This is a genomic window from Psittacicella hinzii (genome assembly GCF_003585885.1).
GTDB lineage: Bacteria > Pseudomonadota > Gammaproteobacteria > Enterobacterales > Psittacicellaceae > Psittacicella.
In genome coordinates this window covers 19128-36697 of record NZ_NRHC01000016.1, presented here as the reverse complement: position 1 = coordinate 36697, position 17570 = coordinate 19128, and the positions used below count along the sequence as shown (strand labels likewise).

The following is a 17570-nucleotide window of genomic DNA, read 5'->3' as shown; positions in this document are numbered from 1 at the left end:
GAATTAAATATTTTTAGCGTATAAAATAGATCAATTTAAACGACAAGTCCAACATCTATGGAAAATGACATTGTTCTTCCTGTTTTGAATGCGAACGGCGGTAAATCAGAAATGAAAGAAACAGATCAATTAGAAAAAATTATTGTTATCGGAGTTGGTGGAGCTGGTAACAATGCCGTTGACTATCTTTATAAACAACCGGGCTACATGGATAATGTAGGTAAAAGTGTTTCTCACTATATTTTTAACACTGATGAGAATTGTTTAAATAACTTACAGTGTGAAAATAAATTAGTACTTGGTAAAAATTTACTAAAAGGTAAAGGTGCAGGGGCTAATATTAACGTTGGACGTAATGCCACTGTAGAAGCTATCCAAGAAATCACAGAAATTGTAAGTGGTACTGACTTAGTATTTATTACAGCCGGTATGGGCGGTGGTACGGGAACTTTAGGTTCTTCAATTGTGGCTGAAGCTGCAAAAAATGCAGGAGCAATTGTAGTATCACTAGTAACTTTACCATTTAAATATGAAAACCGTATGCGTGAAGCATATTACGGTATTAAAAATCTTTATCGCCATTCTGATTCATTAATCATGATTGACAATCAAAAAATTGTTGATTTCTATCCTGATTATGAATATACTCGTGGGCTTGATGAAGCTAATAAAATTCTTTCAAACGCAATTTCTGGCGTAATTAAAATTATCCGTAACCCAACAACGATTAATACAGACTTCGAAGATTTAAAAACTATCCTAAATAATGGTGGTAAATCACAAATCTTATATCGTAGTTTAGAAGGTGAAGGATTAGATTCAATTACTGAAGATCCAGAAGGTACAATCGACTATATCTATAAAGAAGTTACAACTTCACCATTAATTACAAGTTCTAATATTGAACAAGCTACTGCTTTCTTAATTCTTTTAGAGTGTTCAAGTCACTTTACCCAAAGAATTATGGATCAGTTTGTATCTCGCTTCTCTCGCGTTAAAGATCAAGAAGTAGAAAGCTTTGATGAACTATTAGAAGATCTTGATAGCTTAGATGATGATAAAATTGAGTCAATCCAAAATAATGGACCTCAAGTTATCTTCGCTTATAACAAATTACCAGACAACGAAGACAACACTCCTCGTTTAAATATAACTATTGTTGCTACTGGTATGGGTTCGCATAGCAATAAAGAAAACGCTCAACCTATTGCGCAAACAGCAAGTAGCTACCAAACACCTACTCCTGTTGCAAGTAGCAAACCAAGCACTAAATCTTCAGTTGAGAGCAATGATGGTTTAGCAATTAAACCAAATAATGGTGCTAAAGTTTTAGGTGAAACTCAAGTAGCTCCAGCTGCTGAAAAAACACCTGCAGCTCCTGCAGCAAATACTGCTTCAAATGATTTATTAGCTTCTCTTTCTTCTTTAGATGAAGCAACAATGCAACAATTTTTAGCAGCTATTAAAGCAGCGCAGCAAGGCAGTGCTCCAGCAACAGAAGAATATCGCTCTCCAGCTTTACCTGAAAGTAGTAACTTATTTGTTACACCTACTACAGAAGAAAAAGCAGAGCCACAAAATAAATTATCTTTCTCAGATGATGATTTAGATATTGATGAATAGTTGGAAAAAGTACAGAAGTTTCTTCTGTACTTTTTTATTATCTTTGATTTTTTAGTTGTAAATTTGCTATAATAAAATGTAGATTATTTTATCTTCTTACAAAAAAAAGAACACATATAAAAATACAGAACAACAACTATAAACTTTAGACTATGACTATTTTTCAAAGAACAATCAAGCACCCAATTGAAGTATCAGGTATCGGACTTCACTCTGGGAATAATGTAATGTTAAAATTATTACCGGCTCCTGCAAATACAGGTATTATCTTCCGTCGTGTTGATTTAAATCCGGTAGTAGAAGTTAAGGCTGACCCATACCTAGTAAGAGAAACAACTTTATGTACAGGTATTGTTACAGATGAAGGTGTTCGTATTCAAACTATTGAACACTTAATGGCAGCTATTTCTTCTTTTGGAATCGATAACCTTTATATTGAATTAAACTCACCTGAGGTTCCTATTATGGATGGTTCTTCAGCTGCTTTTGTCTTACTATTCCAAGATGCTGGTTTAATTCAATTAGATCAACCTAAACAATTCTTCCGCATCACCAAAAAAGTACGTGTAGAAGATGGTGATAAATTTGCTGAGTTACTACCTTCAGAAAGTAATATCTTTAATTTAGATTTCACTATCGATTTTAACCATCCAGCATTTTCAAAAGATTTAAGTCACTACAACATGGATCTAACGACTAACAACTTTGTTAATCAATTATCACGTTGTCGTACTTTTGGTTTCTTAAAAGACATTGAGTACTTACAACAAAATGGTCTTTGCCGTGGTGGTAGTTTAGCTAATGCTATTGTTTTAGATGAAAACCGCATTATCAATGAAGAAGGTTTACGTTATAACAATGAATTTGTTCGTCACAAAATGTTAGACGCTATCGGCGACTTATTCCTTTGTGGTCACAATATCATTGGTAACTACAAAGCTTTCAAATCAGGTCACCATTTAAATAATCAATTAGTTCGTAAGCTAATCGCTGAAAATGCTTTTGAAGTAGTTACATTTGAAGGGTTATCTGTTAAAGAAAAAACCGAACTACGTGAAAATGTTGTTAGAGACAACAAAGTACACGCTTAAGAATACCTTACAAAATATTGGACTACAGCATTTACTGTAGTCCTATATTTATATTTAACAACTTACTTCTTTATTAAAAATAATGAATAACAAAAAATCTCAAGAAAACCTTCGTCAAGGGGTTGGTATTATAGTTATTAATAAAGAGGAAAAACTTTGGCTAGGTAAACTAACTAAATTTCCACAATGGCAATTTCCTCAAGGAGGAATTGAAGAGGGAGAAACGCCTGAGCAAGCAATGTATAGAGAACTTGAAGAAGAGACTGGGATAAAACCTAATCAAGTTAAAATCATTGCAGAGAGTAAAAAATGGTTAACTTATAAGTTTCCTTTTAACTTTCAAGATTATAATGGCGCAAAACAAAAGTGGTTCTTAGTACAGTTAATTGACAACAATGCAGTAATAGACTACTCTTTTGCAAAAGAATTTGTTGCTCATAGTTGGGTAACTTACTGGTACCCAATCCGTAATGTAGTTTACTTTAAAGAAGAAGTTTACCGTAAAGTTTTAAAAGAATTTTCTCGCTTTGTTTTTAAACGAAAACCAAAATATTAAACAATGGATCCACAAATTATTACCTTTATAGTTACTTGTCTTTTAGCCGGTATTTTTGCCGGTTTAAGTTCTGGACTGTTAGGATTAGGAGGAGGTCTAGTAATAGTTCCAGTTCTTAACTATACTTTACCTAACATCTTTACTATTTCTCCTGAATACTTACTTCCTATCTGTATTCAAACTAGTTTTGCAATTATCATCTTCAACACAATAACTGCTTCTTTAAAACAATATAAATTAGGGAATATTAACTTTAAAGCAGCTTCAATTATCATCCCACCGATGATTATCTTTTCTGTTATTGTTGGACAGTTTGTTACTTCAATTAACCCAGGATATTTAAAAATCCTCTTTGGTTTTGTTGTAATTTACTCTTCACTCAATATGTTAAGAAAAAAATCAAAAGTTGAAGAAGATCAAAATGCTACTCTACCTGTAGGAAAAGGATTATTAGCTGGGGCTGCAATTGGAGGAATTTCAGCAACTGCAGGAATTTCTGGTGGCTCATTTTTAGGTCCTTTATTCCACTCTTGTAAATTTCCAATTAAGAAAGCTTTAGGAACCTCATCTTTTTGTGGAGTTTTTCTAGCTATCTCTGGATTTTTAACCTATTTTATAGCAGGCTTAAATGTTGATACTCAAGTGCCATATACTTTTGGCTACTTTTCTTTTATCGCTTTTATTGCTATCTTAGTAACTTCTGTATTCTTTGCTCACCAAGGAGTAAAATTACAATCGGTTTTACCTGCTCCTAAAGTAAAACGCATTTTTGCTTACTTCTTAATTTTAGTGGCAATTGATATGCTATACGATGGCTATTTATTAATAAGCTAATAAATATTTATCTCCATTTAAATTTTGATTCTAGTCTTTACCATGAAAATATTCGCTTATTTGTTTTTTATAATTCTAGGGATTAGCTTTAACGCACCAGCGCAAGCTTATTTAGAATTTCCTAATTTTAATCCCGTAGCCTTTAGTATTTTCAACTTTGAAGTACGTTGGTATGGACTATTTTATCTCTTCGGTTTAGGAGGAGCTTTACTCCTAAACTATTTTCTTCTAAAAAGTGATCATAAACACTCTAGCACTTATAATGCTGGAGTAACTGCAGCGCGCTTTAATGATATAGCTATAAACTGTTTTATCGCTGCTATTATAGGCGGGCGTTTATTCTATGTGATTTTTTACAATCCTAGCGTTTACTTAAAAAATCCTATTGAAATTCTTTATATTCATCAAGGAGGAATGTCCTTCCATGGAGGACTATTTGGAGCAATTGTTGCTTTATATTGGCAAACAAGAAAAAATAAAGAATTTTGGCAATATGCTGATTTAGGTGCAACTGTAGCACCTTTAGCTTTGGGATTAGGCAGATGTGCAAACTTCATAAATGGAGAACTTTGGGGACGCGAAACTGATGTTCCTTGGGGGATGATTTTCCCGACAGGTGGTGATATCCCACGTCATCCATCTCAATTATATGAAGCGCTTCTTGAAGGCCTAGTGTTACTAGTTATCCTACTTTTAGTTCGTAAACGTCGCCTAAATCTTCCAAGCTTATTATCAGGATTATTTCTGTTAGGTTATGGGATTGCTCGCTTTATTGTTGAATTTTTTAGAGAACCAGATTCGCAATTAGGTTATATTCTTGGTCCATTTACTCAAGGACAATTACTAACCTTACCTATGATTATTATCGGTCTTTATTTAGTACTTACTTGTAAGAAAAGAGCTAAAACTAAATGAAAAATTCCAACTGGCAAATAGATAGTAGATTTCAAGCAAGCTCCACTGAAAAACTGCAATATAAACTAGAAAATAACAGCTTAAAAGCTCATCAGGCTAGCAAGCTCATGCAACGAGAGTTTAATCTAGATTTAGAGTTACATACTAGCCTATTTGCTAAACAGGTAACTCCTTCTCCTGCCCCTAAATCATTAGCAGAACTACTCTGCTATTGTGATAATATTAGTGGTAAAACTCTCGAAGAAGTCGCAACAAGACATAATGTAGAGATGATCTACACTTTACAAGAAAATCGAGGCTGGATTGGTAATCTAATCGAGATTGCTCTTGGAGCAGTTGCAGGTTCTAAACCAACTCAAGATTTTGCCAACCTTGGCGTAGAACTAAAAACTTTAGCTATTAATGCCAAAGGTGAAGCAAAGAATGATATTTTTGTCTCAAGCTTACCGATTAATGGCTATATGATGCAAAGTTGGGAAAATAGTCATTTACTTTATAAACTAAAGAAAATTCTTTTTGTACCAATTGAAGCTGATCCTAGTATTCCTTTAAAACAAAGACGTATAGGAAAAGCTTTCTTTTGGTCCCCAACTATACAAGAGTTACAAACTCTAAAACAAGATTGGCAAACAATTATGAATTTTATTACCTTGCAAGATTTCGAACAATTGAAAGGTAATATTGGTAATATTCTTTGCGTTCGCATCAAAGCACTTAACCGTAACCAATCTATAAGTAGTAAAGATGTAGATGGTTTTAAAATTAATCTAGCTCCTTTATCTTTTTACCTACGAAGATCTTTTATTAATCAAATTCTATGAAAAACTATAACGCTGAGCAGATAGTTATCCTTAAAGGGCTTGAACCTGTACAAATGCGTCCAGGGATGTATACTTTTACAGACAACCCTAATCACTTATTACAAGAGATTTTAGATAACTCTGTCGATGAAGCTATCAATGGTTATGGTAAAGAAATTAGCATAACTCTATATGAGGATAATAGTGTTGAAGTAGCAGACCATGGTCGTGGTATTCCTGTAGATATCCATCCTGAAGAAGGAATTTCCGCAGTAGAAATCTTATTAACAAGATTACACGCTGGTGGTAAATTTGGAGGAAAAAACTACGATTTCGCAGGTGGTTTACACGGGGTAGGTTCTACAGTTGTAAATGCCTTATCTGCTAAGCTTGAAGTAACTGTCTGCCGTGATGGCAAAGTTCACTTTATGCGCTTTAATTATGGAGCTCCAGAAGCTCCTTTAAAAGTCATTGACAAATGCCCAAAAAGTCAAACAGGAACAACTATTAGATTTTGGGTAGATGGAAAGTACTTTGATTCAGAAAAGTTTGATCTTAAAGCTTTAAAGAAAATCTTTGAAGCTAAAGCTATTCTAGCTCCAGGATTAAAAATCCATTTTATTAATAAACAGGATAATACTGAAAATACTTGGTTATACGAACAAGGTATGACTGAATACTTACAAGAACACCTTGAAAGTGAATACTTACCTAATCCTGTACTATCCTTTAATAGCAAATACCCAGAACAAGAGCTTGAATTCTGTTTAGCTTGGATGTTTGACGAGCCTGTAGCTGTAGATCAGTCTTATACTAACCTTATTCCAAATAACCTAGGTGGTAATCACGTTAAAGGTTTACGTGATGGCTTACTAGAAGCAGTAAGAACTTTTGCTAATGCTCATGATCTTCTAGAAAAGAAATTAACTTTAGTTGCTGATGATATTTGGAGCCATTGTAATTACATTCTTTCTTTAAGAATGAAAGATCCACAATTCCAAGGGCAAACAAAAGAAAAGTTAACCTCTAGAGAAGCTACTTCATTTGTTTCTCGTGAAGTGAACGCTCACCTTAGCCAATGGCTAAATGAGAATGCAAACTTTGCCAAAGACCTTATACAGCATTTTATTGAGCGCGCAAAAAAACGTATTGCTCTAGCTAATAAAGTCGTACGTAAAAAATATACCTCGGGTCCTTGTCTTCCAGGAAAATTAACAGATTGTACCTCAACTGATCTTGAGCGCACTGAACTCTTTATTGTTGAGGGGAACTCTGCAGGTGGTTCAGCACGTATGGCAAGAGATAAAGACTACCAAGCTGTTCTTCCTTTAAGAGGTAAAATTCTAAACTCTTGGGAAGTAGACTCTGATCAAGTCTTAAAAAACAATGAAATCCATGACATTGCTGTAGCTATTGGTCTAGATCCTGATTCTGACGATTTAAGTAATTTACGATATGGAAAAATTTGTATTCTAGCCGATGCTGATAGTGATGGAGCTCATATTGCAACTCTAATTTGTGCTCTATTTATGAAGCATTTCCCTGCTTTAATTGAGCATGGACATGTTTATGTTGCTCTTCCACCTTTATTTAGAATTGATGTTGGAAATAATGTTCACTATGTTTTAGATGAAGATGAAAAGAATCAAGTTCTAGCACAGTATAAAAATAAAAAGAATATTCGTATAACACGATTTAAAGGATTGGGTGAAATGAACCCAGATCAGCTAAGAGAAACAACTTTAAATCCTAACAATCGACGCTTACTACAGTTACGTTGGCATAACCAACGCAAGGAAGCAGAAGAGTTAGTTGATATGCTTTTAGCTAAACGTCGTTCTGGTGATAGACGTGACTGGTTAGAAACAAAAGGTGACGTTACTCAAGTTGATGGTTAAATGATATGAGTACAAAAAACAATATTAACTACGATGGGGTAGAAGAGTTTGACTTAGCCCAATATTGCGAAGAAGCTTATTTAAACTATGCTACTTACGTGATTAAGGATCGAGTTTTACCTTACATTGGTGACGGGTTAAAACCTGTACAGCGCCGTATTATTTACACTATGGCAATTGAAGGTATTGACTCTAAAGACAAGAAAAAAAAGTCAGCTTATACCGTAGGTCAAGTTTTAGGTCGTTTCCACCCACATGGTGATTCTGCTTGTTATGAATCACTTGTAATTATGGCGCAAAACTTTTCATACCGCTATCCTTTAATTGGTGGACAAGGTAACTTTGGGGAAGTATTTGATCCCAAAGGCTTTGCTGCCATGCGTTACACTGAAGCGTTTTTAAGCCCTTATGCCAATGCTTTACTAACAGAGTTAAACTCTGGTAATGTTAATTTTCAGGATAACTATACTGGCGATGAAAAGGAACCTCGTTATCTCCCAGCTATTCTTCCTAATATTATTCTTAATGGTACTACGGGAATTGCTGTAGGTATGGCAACAGACATTCCTCCTCATAATATTAATGAGGTAGTTGATGCTTGTTGTTTACTAATCGATAAACCTCATGCTGAACTTGAAGAAGTGATGCAGCATATTCAAGGTCCAGATTATCCTACCGGAGCAGAAATTAACAATAGCTTTAGTGAACTCTATGAGATTTACAAAACTGGTAGAGGAACTATTCGTCAGCGAGCTGTGTGGCACGCTGAAAAAGAGCAAATTACAATTACGGAACTACCTGCTCAGGCAGCGCCAAATTTAATTCCGAAAATAGCTCAACTTATCCAAGATAAAAAGATCACTAATATCTTGGATATCCGTGATGAGTCTTCGGAAAATGAATTAAAGATTATTCTTTATTTAAAAAGAAATAAAACTGATGTCAATGCCTTAATGAATCAACTTTGTAGCTTAACTGATTTAGAAAAAACTCAACGAGTTAATCTAAATATGATAGGTTTAAATGATAAACCTGCAGTTAAAGGGTTAGTTGAAATCTTAAGTGAATGGCTAATCTTTAGAAAAGAGATAGTACGTCGCCGTTACGAACATGAATTAACAATAATTGCTCGTAAACTAATGCGTATTGAAGGTTTTTTAATTGCTTTCAATAACTTAGATAAAGTAATTGAAATAGTTCGCTATAGTCCTAAAGCTAAAGAAGAACTAATTGCAACTTTTGCTTTAACAGAAGAACAAGCTACGGCAATTTTAGATCTAAGAGTACGCGAGTTAGCTAAATTAGAAGAAGACAAACTACGTAAGAATAAAAGTAGTTTATTAAAGCAACAAAAGCAGATTAACCATCTTCTAGAAAATAAAAAAGCTTTTGATCAACAAATCAAAAGTGAACTTATTGAAGCAAAAGCAAAATTTGGTAATGAACGTAAAAGTAAATTAGTTGAGTATCAATCACAAAAATTAGTAGTTACTCAGCCTGAAGTAGAAAGTGAACCTGTTACAGTTGTTATCTCTAAAAATGGTTTATTCCGCTGTGGTAAGGGTCACGAGGTTAATCTAGAGAATATTCAATATCGTAACAACGATAGCTTTGCTCAAGAGATTAAATGTTTAAGCACTGATACTTTATACGTTTTTGATTCAATTGGTAGAGTTTATAACATCCAACCAAATCAAATTCCAAATTTAAGAAGTGCTGGAGCTCATATCTCTCAATTAGTTAATTTCAAAGACAAAACTAAACTTGTAAGTGTTTTTACTGCGAGTCCAGAGCAATTTGTTCTTCTTGCTTCAACAGATGGTAATGGTTTCTTAACTACTGTTGCTAATCTAGAAACAAAAAATAAAGGCGGTAAAGCAATCTTTAGTCTTGATGAAGAAACTACTGAATTACTTTCAGCAATTCTTGTACCAACAGAATATAGTGAAGAAGCTCCTGTTGGACAATATGAATGTCTAGTACTTTCAAATCAAGGAAGAATTTTAAAATTTGAACTTAAAGAAATTCCAGCTAGAAGTAAAAGCTCTGGGGTAAGATTAATTAAGTTTGAAGATGATGATTCTTTAGCGCATGTATTTATTGTAAATAATAAGTCTAGTCTTTTAATTCAGAGTGGTAAGCGAAGCATTCCAATCAGTGCCAATGATTTAAATAGCTTAAAATCTAGCCGTGGTTATAAAGGACGTAAGAAAACAGTTTCTGTTGCTCCTAATAGCATTATCACTGTGAAATAATTAAGCTTTACCTCATTGTCAGATTTTTTATATAATATATCTCTGAAATAATAAAACTTTAAAGGTAAAATAACACTACTATAGTAGTAGGAATTTTACCTTTAATAATTTTTAAGATTCAACGCAAAATTTTTTAAATATTTTTATGTCACAAGACTATATTGTTGCCAAATTTGGAGGCACATCTGTTGCCGATTATGATGCAATGTTAAATTGTTTTAACATTATTAACAGTAATCCTAACGTTAGAGTAGTAGTACTAAGTGCTAGTGCTGGAGTTACCAACCTTTTAATTGAATTAGCTTCAGGTTGTGAAAAAGAAAAGCGTAAGGAAATTCTGGAAAAAATCAAGTTAATTCAGTTTAATATTATTAATCGTCTACAATTTCCTGAAGAAATTGCTCAACGCATTGAATCTTGTTTAAAGCAGATTTCTAGCTTATCTGAAGCTGCTAGCTTATCAACTAATGATGCTTTAGCGGCTGCAATCGTAGGTCATGGTGAGCTAATGTCTACCATGATATTTACTCATTTATGTAAAGAGCAAGGTGCTAGAGCTGAATATCTAGATGCTCGTGAAGTAATTAAAACAAATGAGAACTTCTCAGAAGCTACTGTGGATCTAGAACAAACTCTACAAAATGCACCTGTAGTTTTAGATTTATTAAAAGAACCTGAAACTAAAGTTATCACTCAAGGATTTATTGGTCAAGAAACTGAAGGTAAAACTACTCTATTAGGACGTGGTGGTTCTGATTATTCAGCAGCTTTATTTGCTGAAATTATTGACGCTCAAGCTTGTCATATTTGGACTGACGTTTCAGGTATTTACACAACAGATCCTCGAATTGTTAGTAACGCTCAAAGAATTGAAACTATTAGTTTTAAAGAAGCATCTGAAATGGCTATCTTTGGTGCTAAGGTATTACACCCTGCAACAATTTTACCGGCTGTACGTGCTAATATTCCAGTATTTATTGGTAATAGTAAAGACCCATCATCTGGTGGTACTTGGATTACTAAAGAAGTTGTTAATCCACCAACATTTAGAGGTGTGGCTTTCAAAAGAAATCAATCAATTCTTACGATTTCAAGCTTAAAAATGCTAGGTACTTCTGGTTTCTTATCAAAAGTTTTTAGTATTTTCTCAAAATACAATGTTGTGATTGACTGTGTAACAACATCTGAAGTAGCTCTTGCTGTAACAGTTGATCATAAACAAAACTTAAACCATGGTTCTCTAGAAAACCCTGATTTATTAGCAGAATTAAATGAGTTAGGTTCTGTAAAAATTGAACACAACTATAGTTTAATTGCTTTAATTGGTAATAAATTATCTCAGACTTCAGGTTTAACTAAAGCTTTACAAGCTCTAGACAACTCTTCATTCAGAATGGTTTGTCAAGGTGCATGTGACTATAATATTTGTTTCCTAGTACCTGCTGATAAAGCTGACTCAACAATTACTCAGTTACACAAAAATCTTTTTGAGTAACTTTTGAGTAACTTTAAGGAAAATAAATGCGTATAACAATACCTACATACTTTACCCTTTTTCGTTTACTACTTATACCTTTAATGGTCGTAGTTTATTTTAGTTTAGCACCAAGAGCGGCTCATTTTTATACAGCATTAATCTTTTTAATTGCATCAGTTACTGACTGGATTGATGGCTTCCTTGCTAGAAAATTAAACGCAGTGTCTAATTTTGGTAAATTCCTAGATCCTGTAGCTGATAAATTAATTGTCTGTGTTGCTCTAGTTTTAATTGTTTATGAGTATACCTACTACAGAAACAGCTCATTTGATTATCTATTTAAGCAAAATGATATTTTAGTAACCATTGCTGCAATCATTGTTCTGTGTCGTGAGATAATAGTTTCCTCACTAAGAGAATGGATGGCTAGCTTAGGTAAATCTTCAAAAGTTGCAGTTTCTTACTTAGGTAAAATCAAAACTACCGCACAAATGACAGCAATCTGCTTTCTTTTATGGCGTCCAAACCGTTATTCAGACATTTATGAAGGCATGTACTGGATTGAACACATGAGTATTGGTTTAGTGTGGTTAGCAGTTGTACTAACTATCTGGTCTATGATCGATTATCTCATTATAGGCTTTAAATCAGTTAGCGAATTAGAAGAAAAGAAATAACTTATACGCATTTTAATAACAGTTTCGGTTTAAAACCGAAACTGTTATTTTTTTATCAAAAATTACTGCAAGTATTCCTACAGCCAAACAAGAAATTTTGCCAAAAGAAAAAGTTCCATAATTACTTATGGAACCCAATTTAGCTAATAATTAATTTTGTGACCAACCACCACCTAAGGCTTTGTAAAGATTGATCATGTTCAGTGATGCTTGATAATTGCTGTCTATTAAGGTTAACTCAGCGTTATACTTCTCAATAGTCGCATTAATAGAATCACCTAAAGTCTTATCACCATACTTATACAGTACTAAAAACTGCTCATCTTGAGTTTTAGCATAGTTATAAGCTTGCTTATAATAATTAACTTGATTATCTAAGCTTAATTGAAGTTGATAAGCATTTTCTACTTCAACCAGAGCTTCTAATAAGTTTTTATCATACTCGATCATAGCTGCTTTCAATGAAGCATTTGAAGAAGCTATATTAGACTTAATACGTCCATTTGTAAAAATAGGTAACTGTACATCTAAGCCTAACATTCCTGCGTTAGCGGTTGCGCTCCCTATATCCCCACCTAAATTAATGCGTCCTCCCATACCAAAGAAACTAAAATTAAAGCGTGGGTAAAGATCCGCTTTTGCTGAAGCTACTTTTGCAGCAGCTGCTTCTACTAAGTTTTCTTTAGCTTTTAAATCAGGACGACGATTTAATAAGTCAACTGGTTGCCCAGATGAAGGAATTGCAGGTAGAGCAAAACTATAATCACTTGCTAGAGCCAGACTAAACGTTTGGTAGTTATTGCCAGTTAAAATAGCTAGGCTACGCATTAAAGCGTCTCTTTGTGCTGGAATTAAAGCTAAAGTAGCTTCCAATTTGCTAACCTGTACTTTAACTTGAGTTAGGTCACTTGCTAACACTTGACCAGCTCTAAAACGTCCATTTACATACGCTTCTAAACGCTTTAATTGAGCTAATTGTTTTTGTAAAACAATTTGCTGTTGGTTAATCGCATTTAATTGAAAATAACTTTGCGCAATTTGTCCAGTTATTAAAACTTGGGTTGCATATAGCTGATCCTGACTAGCTAATGCTTGAAAGTATGCTGCAGCAGCATCTGAACGCTTTTTCCCAAAAATATCAACTTCCCAGCTAGCTGATACCCCACCATAAACAAAACTTCTATTTGTGTACGGCATATCATACAGGCCTGGAATTTCTACTTTTGAACGATTAGCAGTACTCGAAGCACTTACCCCAACCGTAGGACCTTGATCTGCTTTAGCATAATTGCTATAAGCACCAGCTTGTTCTAATCGTGCTTGGGCTAAAGCTAAGTCTAGATTGTTTTTTAAGCCTTGTTCAATTAAAGAAGTTAAAGTAGCATCATTCCAATTTAACCACCATTGAGCAATGTTTTGTTGATTTGTTGTTAAATTATTTGCTACTTGGTATTGTGTAGGAACTTCGACGCTAGATTTTTGGTTTACCGAAGTAGTACAAGCTGACAAGGTAAAAGCAAATACTACTAAAGCCGTAGATGTAAGAATTTTCATAATTAACTTTGTCTCGAAAGCATGGTTTTAAATTTCATAAAAGCTATAGTTATAAAAACAACACCAATAGCTGATAACTTAACTAACGCAGGCCATACATCAGAAATTCCTGCTCCGCGGAAAATAATATTACCTACATAACCATTGAAAATGGTAGTTGGTAATAATTGACTAATTGAGTAAGCCACTGTAGGCATATTTTCTACCGGAGACATTGATCCTGATAAAAGATTTAAAACCATGAAAGTTGGTAAACAAATTAGCGCAAATTGCGGTAAAGTTGGAGCAATTACAGCTAATAGAATACCTAAAGAAGAAACTGTAAAAAGAAAAACAGCAGCTCCTAAAATAAATAATGGTAATTGCATTAACGAATAAGGCACACCAATTACTAATTTTATCGAGAAAATCAATGATAAGGTTGAAGCTGCAAGTAGAACTAAACCATTAGTTAAAATTTTTGCCGAAGCTATTTCACTTGAACTTACAGGCATTACTAATAAGTGTTCAATTGTTCCTCTTTCTTTCTCCCTGATAATTGCCGCCCCAACTAGCATCAGAATTAGTAAGGTTAAGAAACCACTAATTTGGTTGGTTCCCATGTACCAACTACTGTAGTAGTTAGGGTTAAATAACACATTAACTTGAGCATTAATCGGTAAAGAAGCACTCTCTTGGTTAAAGTAATCTCTAATTTCCCCATTAAATATTTGTTTAATGTAACTAACCCCAACCCCTGCTTGCGTCATAGCAGTTGCATCAATTAGGATTTGAATTTCAGGGTTGTCATTTTGTAAATATGACTTTTCAAAATTTGCTGGAAAGATAATGACAAAAGTATATTTTCCTTTATCCATACTTTCATCAATCTCAGCATAAGGTATTTCTTCTACTTGTTTGAAACTTGGTTTTCTTAAGCTATCACGTAACTTATAAGTTAATGACGATTTATCATAATCAACTACCGCCACAGAAGCATTTTTAATTTCTGTGGTAGGCATATTTGAAATGGTATAAACCGCAACTGTAAATACGTAGACAACTAATACTAACAGAATCGGATCAGATAATAGACTTTTAGCCTCTTTCCCGGATAAATAAATTACATTTTTGAACCAATTTAACATTTACTTCTCCTGCTTTTTAAGGAATAGAGTTCCTAAAGAAATATACACTAGATAAATCGCAATTAAACCTAAGTATAGTGATATAAAGCTTGTGAATCCTAATCCCTTAGTAAAAGCTCCTAAGCTGATTTTCTGGAACCAAGCACCAGGTAATAAATGTGAAACAGCTTGTAATGGATAAGATAAAGTCGAAGTAGGGGTAATTAAACCAGAGAAGTTTACTGATGGAATCATAGCTATAATTGCAGTTAAGAATAGTCCTGCAATTTGCGAACCTACAAAACTAGAAATTAGCATACCGAACCCAGTAGAAGCTAAAGATACTAAAAAGCCACCTAAAAATAGAGCAAATACTGAACCTTTAATCGGTACCTGGAAAATAAAGACGGCTGATAAAACCAAGAAAGTAAAACTTATAGTTGAAAGAAATACATATGGTAATTGTTTTCCTAGTAAAAACTGTAATTTACTAGCAGGAGAACCATATAAGTTCATAATTGAACCAATTTCTTTTTCCCTAACAACGCCAACAGCCATCATGATTGCTGGTATTAAAACCATAGCAAGCATGATTACCCCCGGACTAATTGCATACACACTCTTAAAATCTTGGTTGTAAATATATCTTTCTACAATATTTGCACCAGAGGAACCTGAAACAACAATTCCTTGACTCTTATAAAAGTCTGCTAAAAATGTTTGTAGTACAGCTTGAGAAATACCTACAGCATTTTCAGCAATTGAAGGATAAGTACCATCAATAAAAACGCCAATATTAGGTTGGTCACCATTGAGAAGTTTTTTACCAAACTCCGCAGGAATCTCAAAAATAATTTTGGCTGCTGTTGATTGGAAAATTTTCTCTTCGTTAATCGGACCAGTGTAGTCACCTATATTCTCTAAGTAATTAGATCCATGTAAAGTTTCACGTAGTTGATAGCTAAGTGATGAATTATCATTATCAACTACTACATACTTCACAGGTTTTACGTCGAAAGAAATACTAGATCCCATTGAAAGGAAAAGCATTAAGGCGCCACCAACTGCAAAGAATAAACGAATTTTATCTCGTAATAATTCAACCGCTTCACGTTTAGTAAAGGCAAATACTAAAGCAAACCAATTAACTAATGGAGATCTTTGTTTAGGTTTACTATCTAAATTTGTCGGTAATTTTGTATCTTCTTTTACTTCAGAGCTTTCTTCATGTTTTTCCTCTTGAGGCATATTGTCAAGCAGATACTCTATAAATGCTTCTTCAAGAGTTTCACAATTTTTCTCTTCTTGTAATTCTACAGGCGTACCTAAAGCTAATACCTTACCTTTATCCATTAAAGAAATACGATCACAACGCATCGCTTCATTCATAAAGTGAGTTGTGATAAAGATAGTTATTTTATCTTTACGAGAAAGGTCAATTAGGTATTCCCAGAACATATCACGAGCAGCTGGATCAACCCCTGAAGTAGGTTCATCAAGAATTAAAACTTCAGGCTTATGTAAACAAGCTGCAGCTAACTGTAATCTTTGTTTAATCCCTAGAGGTAAGTCTTTTGGTTTATTGTTAGCATAATCATCTAAAGCGAATTGCTTTAAGGAATTATCAACAGTTTCATTCCACTTATCTTTAGGTAGAGCAAAGAGTTTTGCGTGGAGCATAAGATTATCTCTTACTGTTAACTCTTCGTATAAACTAAAAGCTTGTGACATGTAACCAACAAGTTTACGAGTTTCCATGTCTGAAGCATCTAAAACTTTACCTAATAGTTTCGCTTCACCCTCTGTTGGCTCTAACAGACCTGTTAACATCTTCATAGTTGTAGATTTACCACAACCATTAGATCCAAGGAAACCAAAGATCTCTCCCCTAGGGATTTCAAAGTTAACATTGTCAACCGAAACAAAGTTACCAAACTTTTTAGTAAGGTTATGTGCTTCAATTACAGGAGGTTCATTTGGGTCATGGATAAATGGAGGGATTTCAAAGCCATCAACTTTACCACGTTTTTCTTCTGGTAAAAGCTTCATATAGGCTTGTTCAAGAGTATCACTATTTGTATCTCTTAAAACCGAAGCGGTTAAGTCATTGGCAATAACAACCCCGTCATCCATTGCTAACAAATATTCGAATTGCTGCGCTTCATCAATATAAGCTGTAGCAACAAGAACAGTCATATCAGTACTCTCTGCTCTTAAACTTTCAACAAGTTCCCAGAACTGACGACGTGATAATGGATCTACCCCAGTTGTTGGTTCATCAAGAATTAAAAGTTTAGGACTATGGATAAGAGCACAACAAAGACTTAACTTTTGTTTCATTCCCCCAGACAATTTACCAGCAGGACGATCTCTAAATGGATATAAACCTGTAGCTTTTAAAAGTCTTTCAATTCTTACTTTTCTTTCACTCTTGTTTAAACCAAATAAATTTGCATGAAACTCTATATTTTCGTTAATGGTTAAAGTTGGATATAGATTTTTTCCTAAACCTTGAGGCATAAAAGCAATCTCATGTGCAAGAATGTCTCGATTAGCTTTTTTAGCTATATCCTTTTCAAAGACTTCAACCGTTCCTTCTTGAATTATCTTTACGCCTGCTATTAAGGATAATAAGGTTGATTTACCTACTCCATCAGGACCGATTAAACCTATAGTTTTACCACGAGGAATATTTAAATCAATTCCCTTAATAGCTTGCTTACTTTTATAAAAGTGTTGCAAATTTTTAATTTGCACAGCAAACTGATTATTTAATTCACTCAT

The 17570-nt window shown here is 33.9% G+C and carries 13 protein-coding genes; 10 read left to right on the top strand and 3 right to left on the bottom strand.

Translation table 11 applies throughout. The annotated features are described in order from the left end of the window. The first annotated feature begins 57 nt into the window (after positions 1-57). The 10 genes from CKF54_RS01405 (at position 58) to pgsA (ending at position 12126) form a co-directional block, all read left to right on the top strand. The gene (locus CKF54_RS01405) at positions 58-1623 is read left to right on the top strand and encodes a cell division protein FtsZ (protein ID WP_119524501.1); all 1566 of its coding nucleotides are present in this window, start codon (positions 58-60) and stop codon (positions 1621-1623) included. A gap of 152 nt (positions 1624-1775) precedes the next feature. Further along, on the top strand, positions 1776-2714 hold the full coding sequence (gene lpxC, locus CKF54_RS01400; RefSeq protein WP_119524500.1) for a UDP-3-O-acyl-N-acetylglucosamine deacetylase: 939 nt from the start codon (positions 1776-1778) through the stop codon (positions 2712-2714). Between the two features lie 82 nt (positions 2715-2796). Then, a complete protein-coding gene (locus CKF54_RS01395; protein ID WP_119524499.1) occupies positions 2797-3270 on the top strand; it encodes an RNA pyrophosphohydrolase in 474 nt (157 codons plus the stop codon). A gap of 3 nt (positions 3271-3273) precedes the next feature. Further along, complete coding sequence (locus CKF54_RS01390) at positions 3274-4104, top strand: sulfite exporter TauE/SafE family protein (RefSeq protein ID WP_119524498.1); 831 nt, start codon at positions 3274-3276, stop codon at positions 4102-4104. A gap of 42 nt (positions 4105-4146) precedes the next feature. Continuing rightward, positions 4147-5019, top strand: coding sequence for a prolipoprotein diacylglyceryl transferase (lgt, locus tag CKF54_RS01385; RefSeq protein ID WP_119524497.1), 873 nt, complete (start codon positions 4147-4149; stop codon positions 5017-5019). Beyond that, positions 5016-5840 carry a DNA mismatch repair protein MutH gene (locus CKF54_RS01380; protein ID WP_119524496.1) on the top strand — a complete coding sequence of 275 codons (825 nt, stop codon included), beginning with the start codon at positions 5016-5018 and terminating at the stop codon, positions 5838-5840. The genes lgt and CKF54_RS01380 overlap by 4 nt, the downstream gene beginning before the upstream one ends. Further along, positions 5837-7717: a DNA topoisomerase IV subunit B gene (parE, locus tag CKF54_RS01375; RefSeq protein WP_119524495.1), complete on the top strand. Its 1881-nt coding sequence runs from the start codon at positions 5837-5839 to the stop codon at positions 7715-7717. The genes CKF54_RS01380 and parE overlap by 4 nt, the downstream gene beginning before the upstream one ends. Before the next feature lie 5 nt (positions 7718-7722). Beyond that, entirely contained in the window at positions 7723-9972 is a 2250-nt protein-coding gene (gene parC / locus CKF54_RS01370; protein WP_119524494.1) for a DNA topoisomerase IV subunit A, read from the top strand. A gap of 145 nt (positions 9973-10117) precedes the next feature. Beyond that, positions 10118-11467, top strand: coding sequence for a lysine-sensitive aspartokinase 3 (lysC, locus tag CKF54_RS01365; RefSeq protein WP_119524493.1), 1350 nt, complete (start codon positions 10118-10120; stop codon positions 11465-11467). Positions 11468-11493: 26 nt separating this feature from the next. After that, complete coding sequence (gene pgsA / locus CKF54_RS01360; protein ID WP_119524492.1) at positions 11494-12126, top strand: CDP-diacylglycerol--glycerol-3-phosphate 3-phosphatidyltransferase; 633 nt, start codon at positions 11494-11496, stop codon at positions 12124-12126. A 150-nt stretch (positions 12127-12276) separates the two neighbouring features. Here pgsA and CKF54_RS01355 read toward each other — a convergent pair whose 3' ends face one another. Genes CKF54_RS01355 through rbbA form a run of 3 tightly spaced genes read right to left on the bottom strand, consistent with a single transcriptional unit; the run spans position 12277 to position 17570 of the window. Continuing rightward, positions 12277-13680: an efflux transporter outer membrane subunit gene (locus CKF54_RS01355; RefSeq protein ID WP_119524491.1), complete on the bottom strand. Its 1404-nt coding sequence runs from the start codon at positions 13678-13680 to the stop codon at positions 12277-12279. 2 nt (positions 13681-13682) lie between these two features. Next, positions 13683-14807: an ABC transporter permease gene (locus CKF54_RS01350; protein WP_119524490.1), complete on the bottom strand. Its 1125-nt coding sequence runs from the start codon at positions 14805-14807 to the stop codon at positions 13683-13685. Continuing rightward, positions 14808-17570, bottom strand: a complete 2763-nt coding sequence (rbbA, locus tag CKF54_RS01345; protein WP_119524489.1) for a ribosome-associated ATPase/putative transporter RbbA — start codon at positions 17568-17570, stop codon at positions 14808-14810. It abuts the gene before it with no gap.

Coding starts and splice junctions, on each gene's coding strand:
- parE (WP_119524495.1), top strand. CDS start 5,837: ATGAAAAACTATAACGCTGAGCAGATAGTTATCCTTAAAGGGCTTGAA.
- lysC (WP_119524493.1), top strand. CDS start 10,118: ATGTCACAAGACTATATTGTTGCCAAATTTGGAGGCACATCTGTTGCC.
- CKF54_RS01405 (WP_119524501.1), top strand. CDS start 58: ATGGAAAATGACATTGTTCTTCCTGTTTTGAATGCGAACGGCGGTAAA.
- CKF54_RS01355 (WP_119524491.1), bottom strand. CDS start 13,680: ATGAAAATTCTTACATCTACGGCTTTAGTAGTATTTGCTTTTACCTTG.
- rbbA (WP_119524489.1), bottom strand. CDS start 17,570: ATGAGTGAATTAAATAATCAGTTTGCTGTGCAAATTAAAAATTTGCAA.
- CKF54_RS01390 (WP_119524498.1), top strand. CDS start 3,274: ATGGATCCACAAATTATTACCTTTATAGTTACTTGTCTTTTAGCCGGT.
- CKF54_RS01350 (WP_119524490.1), bottom strand. CDS start 14,807: ATGTTAAATTGGTTCAAAAATGTAATTTATTTATCCGGGAAAGAGGCT.
- lpxC (WP_119524500.1), top strand. CDS start 1,776: ATGACTATTTTTCAAAGAACAATCAAGCACCCAATTGAAGTATCAGGT.
- pgsA (WP_119524492.1), top strand. CDS start 11,494: ATGCGTATAACAATACCTACATACTTTACCCTTTTTCGTTTACTACTT.
- parC (WP_119524494.1), top strand. CDS start 7,723: ATGAGTACAAAAAACAATATTAACTACGATGGGGTAGAAGAGTTTGAC.
- CKF54_RS01380 (WP_119524496.1), top strand. CDS start 5,016: ATGAAAAATTCCAACTGGCAAATAGATAGTAGATTTCAAGCAAGCTCC.
- CKF54_RS01395 (WP_119524499.1), top strand. CDS start 2,797: ATGAATAACAAAAAATCTCAAGAAAACCTTCGTCAAGGGGTTGGTATT.
- lgt (WP_119524497.1), top strand. CDS start 4,147: ATGAAAATATTCGCTTATTTGTTTTTTATAATTCTAGGGATTAGCTTT.